This is a genomic window from Pseudomonas sp. AP42, assembly GCF_001728935.1.
GTDB lineage: Bacteria > Pseudomonadota > Gammaproteobacteria > Pseudomonadales > Pseudomonadaceae > Aquipseudomonas > Aquipseudomonas lactis.
The window spans coordinates 1-11,271 of the sequence record NZ_LYSO01000158.1; the positions used below are offsets into that span (position 1 = coordinate 1).

Consider the following 11,271-nt stretch of genomic DNA (forward strand, 5'->3'; position numbering starts at 1 on the left):
CCCGCAACCCACCCGCCGAGGTCAGCGCTTCCGCCGCATAATCCGGCACGGTGGCCAGAATGTCCGTACCCGCCAGCAACGTACCCAGGCCGTTGAACTGCGGCACCGCGAGTACAACGTGACGCTTGCGGCCGAGTTTTTCCAGCTCTTCATCGATAAACCCGCTCAAGTCGCCGGCAAAGGAGACAAGGGCGTGGGGGCGTGAGCAGAAGTCATCCAGGCTCAGCGAGCCCGGCACGCTGTCGGCGCGCAGCAGTTTGGGCAGGCTGCGCCGCAACACTTTGCGCTTGGCGTTGGCGGGCAGGTCGGCGGTGTAGCTGACGCCGATGGAGATTTCGCCGGAGGCCAGCAGGCTGGGCATCAGGATGTAGTTGACGCGGCGTACCACCAGCACGATGCCGGGGGCTTCGGAGCGCAGGCGTTTGAGCAGTTGCGGGAGCAGGGCGAATTCCACGTCGTCGGACAGGCCAATGCGAAACACTGCGGTGCTGGTGGCCGGGTCGAATTCGGCGGCGCGGCTGACGGCGGTGGAGATTGAGTCCAGCGCCGGGGAGAGCAGGGCGAAGATTTCCACGGCGCGGGCCGAGGGTTCCATGCTGCGCCCGGTGCGCACGAACAGAGGGTCATCGAACAGCCCGCGCAGGCGTGACAGTGCCGCACTGATGGCCGGCTGGCCGAGGAACAATTTCTCGGCGGCGCGGGTCACACTGCGCTCATGCATCAAGGTTTCGAATACGATCAAGAGGTTAAGGTCGACACGACGCAGGTCGTTACGGTTCATCTTGTGTCCTGGAAGAGTCAGCAAACTTGATGTGAGCGGTCATGTAGCCCCCCCTGAGGTTCGATTCAGAAGGATGACCGGCATGAATCTTACGGGGAAAGGCTGGTACTCTGCACCGGCTAATTGATTTTTCCTACGATAGTTGAGGGGTGTTCCTCCTTCGCGGAATCAATGACAGGCATGTCGACTATTAATGGTGACCGGTGGTCTTACCCCCAAAGCCCAGATAAAGTTCATGGCATTAGAGGTTACTTTGACGAGGTTTGCGATGTCCCGCACGATTCGTTTTCACAAGTTTGGTCCGGCTGAGGTGCTCAAATGCGAGGAGCATGCAGCCGCGCAGCCCGCACCGGGCGAAGTGCAGGTGCGTGTCGATGCGATCGGTATCAGTTGGTATGACATTCTGTGGCGCCAGAACCTGGCGTCTTCCCACGCACGTCTGCCTTCTGGCCTGGGCCATGAAATGGCCGGTGTCGTAGTCGCCCTCGGCGACGGCGTGGATGACTTGGCAGTGGGCGATAAGGTGGCCAGTTTTCCGGCCGAGAGCCCCAATGATTACCCGGTGTATGGCGAGCAGATCGTCTTGCCCCGTTCGGCCTTGACCCGCTACCCGGATGTCTTGAGCCCGATTGAAGCCAGCGTGCATTACACGCCGCTGCTGATTGCGTACTTTGCCTACATGGACCTGGCGCGGGTCAAACCCGGCCAGTTTGCCCTGGTGACCGACGCCAGCCACTGTGCCGGCCCTTCGTTTGTGCAGCTGGGCAAGGCCCTGGGTGTGCGGGTGATTGCCGCCACCAAAGACAGTGCTGAACGCGAATACCTGCTGTCCCTCGGGGCGGAAAAGGTCATCGTGACTGAAGAACAAGACCTGCTGATGCAGATCAACAAGTTCACCGACAACCGTGGCGTCGACGTGGTGTTCGATGGCCTGGGTGGCCCGCAGATGTCGCTGCTCGGTGACGTCCTGGCGCCGCGTGGCAGCCTGGTGCTGTATGGCCTGCAAGGTGGCAATCAGACGCCATTCCCGGCCTGTGCGGCGTTCCAGAAGAACATTCAGTTCTTTGTGCACTGTATCGGCAACTTCACCGGCAAGCCGGAGCTGGGCATTATCCAGGACCAAGTGGCGTTGCAGCGTGCGTTGCGCGATATCAACCAGCTGACGGCCGACCGTGTGCTTGTCCCACTGAAAACCACGGTATTTCCGTTCAGTCAGTTCGTCGAAGCGCACCGATACATGGATGAATGCCCGTGTCGCGAACGGGTGGCGTTGCAGGTTGAAGCTGTTTGAGCTGTAGGAGTATTCGCAAATGAATACTCCGGCGCCTGAGCTGATGAGGCAAATGCGCCATTTGACAGGGCTTAACCCGCACCGGGGTTGAGCCGCCGCAGGGGCGCTGCGCCCCGCAAACAATACCGTTATTGCCGTGCGCCGCCCTGAAATCCAGTGCGGCGCTTGTGTGTGGGCGTCATTTAAGTTGGGCAGGCAGGTCATCTGAGCTGCTTTTTGACGCTGTTCTGTATCTGTTAATCATTATTTGAGTGCCGATAATTGAGTCTTCATTGTCATCTCAAGGATTGAGCCATGATTGATTACACGGCAGTTGCGTCACGCACCTTCAGAACTAACGAGGCTCGGATTGTTTCTCCCGCAAAGTGCAAAACGAATACCCTGTTGCCTTGCACGCAGCGAAGGTGCGCAGGTGATTAATATTCGTCGGACGCTTCTCTAATTTCTTAGTTAAAACAGTGTAGGACGTTGTCGGAATATTCCTAAGGCTAACAGCTATTTCGCTGGAGCCCGCGCAGGCGCCGGATTCTCCGGCGGGGCGGCCATGGGCGCCCTCAATGCTCTCACCTGCGCTTTTGTTGCAAGGTGCTAATGTTGACTCAAACTTGTGCTGCGCAATGGAAGACAAGCCTACAGATGTAATAGGTCGAGCAACGCTGTTTGGTAGTTGCTTGAAACTGATATTTCAACTCAGGTAGTAGAACGATGAGCACTATTCATGAACAAGCCATGAGCTATGTTTGCCAGCAAGTTCTGCAACGTTTAATCGGGCACTTTACGCGCGCCGAACGAACGTCACTTCAATTGCTCGTTCAGCGAATCGTGGTGGCCGCAGGCGGCATGGAACAAGTGGGCAATTACAAAGTACTGATCGCCCATGGTGGCGGCGAAGTGAGCAGCTACACCCTCGCGTTGCTGCGTGCGGCGCAACTGACCATTGCTGGCCGCTCGCCCAAGACGTTTCAAATACGGGTGGCAACATTGCGGCATGCCGGTATGACTCAGGCAACGCTCGACTCCTTGAATCAAGGCTACGCAGCGCTGTTCTTCCATGACGACCCACGGGTAGAGCTGTTGATGGTGGAAAACCATGAGGTGCTGCCGTTCAACCATCAGCGCCCGGCGTCCAGTGCCGCTCGGGAAATCAGCCAGCGTAACAAGCTGATGATCGGGCACCTGACGTCCGGCGATATCCGTGCCGCCCTGTGCGACGACACGCTCCTGGCCTTGGGCGATTTCTATCAGCGGGTCGCTACCTGGAACGGCGGCGTGCATGCCCTGGTCAGCGGTGATTCAGCACGCAAGCAAAGCCAATACATCGCGTGGCTGAAAAAAAGCGCGCTGGCGACCGGCCTTACCTTTGCGCCCGCCAAGCCATCGTCGCTCAATGCATGGTTTGCACGCATGGAGGAGTGGAGTGTGGGTTGCTATCGCGACCTCTATGGCGAGCACTATGCGGGCAACGAAAGTCCGGGCCGGTGCGGGCATCGTCATTTGGCCTATATCGGCATCGCCGACCTGCTCAAAGACGCCGACGTCGGCCATGCGCCACTGCTCACCGGGTTTCTCGTCCACAAGCGGGACCCGTTCGAGTTCCATTTCAGCCATCCTGCCTATCCCAACCCATTGCTCATGGCGCATTTGCACGGCGTGCAGGCCCAGTGCCTGCGTGAGCTTTCCTACGAACATGGCGTCGCGGGGTTTGTTCGTCGTGCGGCAGACTTCCTGCATCGCCGGCACGTGCCGGTCGCGCTGATCAAAGAAGCGTCCGGGCGGGAAGGGCAGTTGCTGTCCTCCGCCTACATCCAGGAGTTCTCGGGTCTGGACGACAGCCAATTGACCTGCCTGTTATTTGCACCTTTTGTTCAGCATGGCGAGCGGTTGGAGAGTTTCTTGCGTCAATGCCATCCCGGCATGCTGGTGGCGCTCCCCGAACTCCACAAGGCACTACAGGGCAAACCCGCAGCGGACATCCTGCACCAGTGGCTGGTGGATACCAGTGGGTTGCCGCTGCCGCTGTTGCAGCACCTGTACCGTAAGCGCCCGCTGTTGGAAGGACGCGGCACGCGGGCGCGCAAACGAGCTTTCGCGCGGCCCGAGGCGCGCGTCGCCCAAGTGTCGGGGCGTTAGCAACGTGTGTCCGCCAATCAACGCCGGTGAGCAACGATGAACCTTCGCGGGGAGCGGCAAGTAGACTTTGCCTATCAGGCGGTGTACCGCTACATGATCAACCTGATCAACGAAGTCAGCCGGGAAACGCCGGTGAAACTGCCGTCCCTGCGGCAGTTATCGACGCGCATGAATGTGTCGATCTCGACGATTCAGTACGCCTATTCGTTGCTGGAAAAGGAAGGCCGAGTGTACTCGGTGGCCAAATCCGGCTACTTCGCCTGGCCCGTGGCTGCAAACGCGCCCCTTATGACCGGTACTGATCTGCTCGAGCGTTTGTACACGGCTGCACGGCGCCCGGCGATGGTGGTACTCAGTGGTGATGAACCGGCGCTGTTGGGGTCGCTCGATGGCGCACTGCTGGCGCTGGAGCGCCAACTGGTACGCCGGTATCCCCATCACCTGCAACCCTCGCAACCCTGCGGTGTGTGGGAGTTGCGCGCCGCCTTGGCCGCTCGTTATACCTCGTCGCCCACCCGTTGCTGGCAAGCGGATGAGGTGTATGTGGGGGCCGACCTTCAAGGCGTACTGGACATCCTCATTGATGCCCTGGGCCTCAAAGGCACCGTGGTGGTGGTTGAATCGCCCTGCGATTACCTGGTGTTGCGCCTGCTACAGGCCGCTGGCGTGCGGGTTATTGAATGGCCCTGGCGTGCCGACGGCCGACCGGACCTGGCCGCATTGGAGCACTTGCTGCGCCATGAGCCGGTGCACCTTGTGCTGCTCTCATCCGTGGTCAGCATGCCCTCGGGTAACACCATGACCGAACCCGAGCGGCTGCACGTAGCGCGACTGCTCGACCAGCACGGCTGCTGGTTGCTGGAGAACGATACCTTCGGTGACCTGAGCTTTGCGCCGCCCGGGCCGGCCTTGCGCAGCCTGGTCAACCCAGAGCGGCTGATCGTGTTTTCTTCGTTCGAAAAGGTGTTGGGCCCGGAAGCCCCCTTCGGTTACCTGTTGGCGCGGCAGATGAGCAGTGAATTGCAGCGCCAATTCTTGCTGCGTTCATTTCGACTGTCCGCTATCCGACAACGCGCCATTGCCCGGCTTTATGAGAGTGGGCGGTTTGACCAGCATCTGCAGACGCTGCGTCAGCGCCTTCACGAGCAGGCCCATGCCATGAGTCACCGCTTGGATGTGCGTCTGCAAGGGCGTGTGCATTACCGCATGCCCGTGGCCGGGGCGAGTTTCTGGTTGCAGTCGACGGCGCCGGTGGACATGCGCCTGGTGTTCCAGCGCATGCTCGCCCAACAGGTGGTGATTGCCCCGGGCGAGCTGTTCAGCCTCAGTGGTTTGCATCACCAACATATGCGCTTGAGCCATACCTTTAGTGGCCATCCCAACCTCGACATCGCCCTGGATACGCTGGCGCAGTCACTACGGCAGGCGCAGACTGAGTAGGAGCGAGCTTGCTCGCGAAAAACGTCAACGATAATGCGCGCTGCCTGAATAAACGCGGCGCCGGTGAGTTTTTCGCGAGCAAGCTCGCTCCTACAACTATCCAATGTAGGAGCTGGCCTGACAGCCGGTCAGGCCGAGTGCATATCCTCACCTCAATTATCCGAAATTTCTCTTCAGACTGTCGGATCGATACCGTCGCGCAGTAGTCCAACTCTCAGTAAACTGTCATTTTTTCCGAATCCTTCTTTTCGAGGTTTATGCATGACTATCAGTCCTTTTGCGGGCAAACCGGCGCCAGCCCAGTTGCTGGTGGATATCCCGCGACTGGTCACGGCCTACTACACCGGCCAGCCTGATGCAGCGATCTCCACTCAGCGCGTGGCTTTTGGTACCTCCGGGCACCGCGGCAGCTCGTTTGAACTGAGTTTCAACGAGTGGCATGTGCTGGCTATCAGCCAGGCCATCTGCCTGTACCGCGAAGCGCAGGGCATTACTGGCCCATTGTTTGTCGGCCTGGATACCCATGCATTGTCGACGCCAGCCGGTGCCAGTGCCTTGGAAGTCCTGGCGGCCAACGGCGTGCATGTGATGCTGGCCGAGGGCGATGAGTACACGCCGACGCCGGCGATTTCCCACGCCATCATCTGCTACAACCGCGGCCGTACCAGCGGCCTGGCGGACGGCATTGTGATTACACCGTCCCACAACCCGCCGCAAAGTGGCGGCTACAAGTACAACCCGCCTAACGGTGGCCCGGCCGATACCCACGTCACCAAGTGGATCGAAGCCAAGGCCAACGAACTGCTCGCCAACAAGTTGGCCGGGGTCAAGCGCATCACGCACGCCCAGGCGCTCAAGGCAGACACCACCCATCGCCATGACTACCTCAACAGCTATGTGGCCGACCTGATCAATGTGATCGACATGGACGCGATCCGCAGCGCTGACCTGCGCTTGGGCGTGGATCCATTGGGCGGAGCAGGGGTGCGCTACTGGTCGGCGATTGCCGAGCATTACCGCTTGAACCTCGACGTGGTAAATACCGAGGTCGACGCAACCTTCCGCTTCATGAGCGTCGACTGGGATGGCCAGATTCGTATGGACCCGTCTTCCAGCTACGCCATGCAAAGCCTGATCGGGCTCAAGGAACGCTTCGACGTTGCGTTTGCGTGTGACCCGGACCATGACCGCCACGGCATCGTCACGCCTTCCGGTGGTTTGCTGGCGCCCAACAACTACCTGGCGGTGTCCATCGACTACCTGTTCCAGAACCGCCCGGACTGGCGTGCCGACGCAGCCGTGGGCAAGACCGTGGTCAGCAGCGGCCTGATCGACCGCGTCGCGGCGCGCATCGGTCGTCGCCTGTACGAAGTGCCGGTGGGCTTCAAGTGGTTTGCCGATGGCTTGTTCGAAGGTTCGTTGGGGTTTGGCGGCGAAGAAAGCGCCGGTGCCTCGTTCCTGCGCAAAGACGGCAGCGTGTGGAGCACCGACAAGGACGGCCTGATCCCGGCCTTGCTGGCCGCGGAAATGACCTCGCGCAAAGGCCAGGACCCGAGCCAGATCTACCGTGGCCTGACCGATGCCCTGGGTGAACCGTTTGCCATTCGCGTCGATGCCAAGGCGACCCCTGCGCAAAAAGCCCTGCTGGGTAAACTGTCACCGGAGCAGGTCACGTCCACGCAATTGGCCGGGGAGAGCATCCAGCAGATCCTCAGCCATGCGCCGGGCAACAACCAGGCGATTGGCGGTTTGAAAGTCATGACCGAAAACGGCTGGTTTGCCGCACGGCCTTCGGGCACTGAGGACATCTATAAGATCTACGCCGAGAGCTTCATTGGCGAAGAACACCTCAAGCAACTGGTGGAAGAAGCGCAGGTGTTGGTAGACGGCGCGATCAGCCAATAACTGACACTAATGCGGTAGAAGTGTGGGAGGGGGCTTGCTCCCGAAAGCGGTGGGTCAGTCAACTAAGATATCGACTGGTTCACTGCTTTCGGGAGCAAGCCCCCTCCCACATTAGATAGCAACAAGCGTTGAGATCAGGCGAGGTCCACCAGCACGATTTCGCTGTCCTCAATCGCCGTCACGCGCAACACCTGCTCATCCTCAACCGCCACACCGTCTCGTGCCTGTGCCCGCACACCATTGACGTCAATCACGCCCGTGGCAGGCACCAGGTAGGCACGGCGACCGCTGTCCAGCCGGTACTCCGCGCTTTCCCCGGCCTTCAGGTTCGCCGCCACCAAGCGTGCATCCGCACGAATCCGCAAGCTTTCACTGTCGCCAGCCTTGCCGCTGGCCAGCGTTACAAAGCCCTCGCGGTTGCCTTGCGGAAACGGTTTGGCGCCCCAGGACGGCGGCAAGCCCGCCTCATTGGGGATGATCCAGATCTGGAAGATCTTGGTCGGCGTGGCCTCCAGGTTGTACTCGCTGTGGGCAATGCCGGTGCCCGCGCTCATCACCTGCACATCGCCGGCTTCGGTGCGGCCTTTGTTACCTAGGTTGTCGGCATGGCTGATGGCGCCTTCGCGCACATAGGTGATGATTTCCATGTCGCGGTGCGGGTGCTGGGGAAAGCCGCTGCCGGGGGCGATGATGTCGTCGTTCCACACCCGCAGGTTGCCCCAGTGCATGCGCTGGGGGTCGTGGTATTCGGCAAAGGAAAAGTGGTGATGAGCGTCAAGCCAGCCATGGTGGGCGCCGCCCAGGCTGGTGAAAGGTCGAAGTTCAAGCATGATCGTCTCCTGTTGATGGGCCTATCATCCAGCAGCGCATGATCGAGAAAAAGCGTAAAAACTACCGGATTATTATCTATTTGTTCGATGTTTTATTCCGGTGTTCACTTTCACTTCATCGCCTAACTGCATGACTGCAAAGCATTTGGCTGGAACTGGGCGGCGTTTCCGGCGACCATGGTGTCCTGGTCAAAACAAGCTCACCGCAGGAGTCCGCGTGTCGCAACAACAGCCTGATCTACCCCCCGAACTGCGCCCCTTGGCTGAAATGCCGCTGTTAAAGCGGCTTGCCGCTCGCCTGTTCGGCCATGGGCTCACCCGTTTGCGTGCGCAGCATCGGTTTTCCTGGTTGCATGGCCAGGCGGACGGCTTTCGCAGTGGGCATGAGGCGGGCGTTGAATACGGTTACCGCGAGGGCAAGGCCGATGGCATTGAAGAGGGCCGCCAGGTCCTGCTGATTCGTGACTTTCGCCCCGATGAGCACCGCGCACCAGGCATAGATGACAGCCTGTTCGACGATTGGCGATTGCCGCTCACCGCAGAGGTGAAGAAACGCATGAAGGCCGATGTCGCGCGGCTGCTGCCAGCCCATGCGCAGCCAAGTGCGGCGCAATGGAAGATGATCTTCAGCGACACGCCCTCGACCTCGGTGATTGCGGGCGCAGGCGCCGGCAAGTCGACGTCCTTGGTGCTGCGCATCCTGCTGCTCAGCCATTACCTGGGCTTTGAGCTAAGTTCCATGACGGTGGTGACGTTCACCCGCGAGTCGCGCAAGGACTTCATCAACAAACTCATGGAGATTCTCAGCCTGTGGGGCCAACCCCTTGGCAGCAAAGACGCCCAGGCGGTGGTGCGCACCTTTCATTCGCGCATCCTGCCGATGGTGCGCAGCCTGTCGGGATTTGAACGGCTGCAAGCCTTTGAGAACCTCAACGGTGGTTTTGAAGACGCCGACAGCAACGCCTTCGACCTGCGTATTAGCGACGCCCAGCGCCAGCAGATGAACGCCTGTTATCACCGCTTGTATGGCCGCCATCAGCGTTTTCGCGAGTTGATTGCACCCCTGGCACGCCATGGCCTTCAGCTCAAGGAGCTGGAGCGCGATCATCCGGACGTGCAAAAGCGCATGGCCGTGACTGAATTGGCCGCCAAGCGTGATGAAGAACTCTGTGATGTGATCGAAGACCTGTGGTTTCGCGCCGGCGCCTGGCCGATCAAAGGCATCGAACCCAGCCGTCAGACCTTTGAAATCAACGGCGCGCAATTTCATTGCCACGGCTATATCCCGGAGCTGGATGCCTGGGTGGTGTTGGGGTTCGATGGGCGCGAAAACCCGCAGATCAGTCGGCCGAACTCGAAACTCTCGGTGCGTGCAGAATGGGCGGTGAAGCGCACGTTGTTTCAAGCTTTCTGCAATAAGCCGCTGATATGGCTGGATAATTACGAATCTTCCAAGCGCCTTTTGAGCAGCCTGGGCGGCGATGCCACGGCCGGGCCGGGCTTTGATTACAAGGTCAAAGGCGAGCTCGCTTCGGCGCCCCTGTTGGACAGTTTTGTCATGGCAGCCGGGTTTATCGAGAACCTTGGTTTGGATGTGCCTACGGCGGTTGGCCAGATGAGCTTCGCCAAAGACGACCCAGACCGGCTGTTCTTCGAGGCTCTGAGCATTTTCTGGAAGGCCCTGGAAGATCACCTGCTGGAACAATCGCCGCCGATCATGACCTACAACCGGATGTTCTCCCTGTTTGGCGAAAACACCCCGGAGAACCTCAAGCTGCTCAGCGATCCGCTGTTGCGGCCGATGTCGCACCTGATGATCGATGAATTCCAGGACGTGTCGCCGCAGATCGTGTCCTGGATCCGCGCCAGCCTGCGGGAAATCCGCAGCCGTGGGCCGGCCATGCACGTCGGGCGTGGGGCGCAACGCTCATCGTTGCTGTGCGTGGGGGATGACTGGCAATCGATCTATGGCTGGCGCGGCAGTTCGCCCAAGTACTTCATGGACTTCAACAAGGAGTTTGTTTCGCCCAGCACTACCCGCGTGATGCTGGGGGAGAACTACCGCAGCCACCAGCACATCATCGACGCCGCCGAACATATCGTACGCAGCGCGCCGGCCATCCCGGGCAAGAAGGCCAAGGCCAGTGGCGAGCCCAAGGCATTGGTGCCCGTCACGGTGTTGGAGCGTGACGACGCGGCACTGGGGCAGCGGTTGCTCGAGCACTATCAGCGGGGCGATTCGATCCTGATGCTTTATCGAAAAGGTAGCGATAAGTTATTGATTAAGGAGCATATTCAGTCTGTAGTTAATGTTGATTCTAGCTTGGCGCCTCAGGCGCGCAGGCTTAAACAGCTGACTTATCACAGTGCCAAGGGCTTGCAGGCGGATGCGGTGTTTTTGCTGGGTGATTGTCAGCATGTCACCAGTTCGCCGTACAAGAACCAAGTGTATCGCATGGCGGGTTTGGGCAAGGATGGGGACAGCGAGCCTTATGACAATGCGCAGAGAGACGAAGTGTTGCGCCTGGCCTACGTGGGGATTACCCGGGCGGTCAGCCATTGTTATTGGTATGTGGAAAAGCCGGAAGGCCAGGGTGTGAATGTGCCGAGGGCGTCTGAGCGGGTGGATGGCAGGAAGGCGTTTTTTGATGATCAGCGTTCAGTGAAGGGGGCTGGCTGACCTGCGATGGCGGCCTGCCAGCCGACGCTTATCTACCTGACACCCCAACGATCGAAAATGTGGGAGCTGGCTTGCCTGCGATTGCGGTCTGCCAGCCGGCGCCTATCTACCTGAAACCCCACGATCAAAAATGTGGGAGCGAGCTTGCTCGCGAAGGCGGCCTGGCAGTCAACACAGTGGATTGTGTGCATATCCATTGCTGCGGTAACGGCCG

Annotated in this window: 7 protein-coding genes; 5 read left to right on the top strand and 2 right to left on the bottom strand. The window is 59.7% G+C overall.

Annotated elements, in window-relative coordinates; genetic code table 11:
- A partial coding sequence (locus A7K61_RS28880; protein WP_069558883.1) for a LysR family transcriptional regulator occupies positions 1-781 on the bottom strand: 781 nt, incomplete at its 3' end.
- 268 nt (positions 782-1,049) lie between these two features.
- Between A7K61_RS28880 and A7K61_RS28885 the strand changes: the two genes are divergently transcribed.
- The 4 genes from A7K61_RS28885 (at position 1,050) to pgm (ending at position 7,547) form a co-directional block, all read left to right on the top strand.
- Positions 1,050-2,072: a zinc-dependent alcohol dehydrogenase family protein gene (locus tag A7K61_RS28885; protein WP_032891964.1), complete on the top strand. Its 1,023-nt coding sequence runs from the start codon at positions 1,050-1,052 to the stop codon at positions 2,070-2,072.
- A gap of 705 nt (positions 2,073-2,777) precedes the next feature.
- The gene (locus A7K61_RS28890; protein ID WP_171905507.1) at positions 2,778-4,202 is read left to right on the top strand and encodes a hypothetical protein; all 1,425 of its coding nucleotides are present in this window, start codon (positions 2,778-2,780) and stop codon (positions 4,200-4,202) included.
- A 36-nt stretch (positions 4,203-4,238) separates the two neighbouring features.
- Entirely contained in the window at positions 4,239-5,642 is a 1,404-nt protein-coding gene (locus A7K61_RS28895) for a PLP-dependent aminotransferase family protein (RefSeq protein ID WP_069558885.1), read from the top strand.
- Positions 5,643-5,903: 261 nt separating this feature from the next.
- A complete protein-coding gene (gene pgm / locus A7K61_RS28900) occupies positions 5,904-7,547 on the top strand; it encodes a phosphoglucomutase (alpha-D-glucose-1,6-bisphosphate-dependent) (protein ID WP_044273695.1) in 1,644 nt (547 codons plus the stop codon).
- 134 nt (positions 7,548-7,681) lie between these two features.
- Here pgm and A7K61_RS28905 read toward each other — a convergent pair whose 3' ends face one another.
- On the bottom strand, positions 7,682-8,377 hold the full coding sequence (locus tag A7K61_RS28905; RefSeq protein ID WP_034127382.1) for a pirin family protein: 696 nt from the start codon (positions 8,375-8,377) through the stop codon (positions 7,682-7,684).
- A gap of 217 nt (positions 8,378-8,594) precedes the next feature.
- Between A7K61_RS28905 and A7K61_RS28910 the strand changes: the two genes are divergently transcribed.
- A complete protein-coding gene (locus A7K61_RS28910) occupies positions 8,595-11,057 on the top strand; it encodes a UvrD-helicase domain-containing protein (RefSeq protein WP_069558886.1) in 2,463 nt (820 codons plus the stop codon).
- Positions 11,058-11,271: the final 214 nt, after the last annotated feature.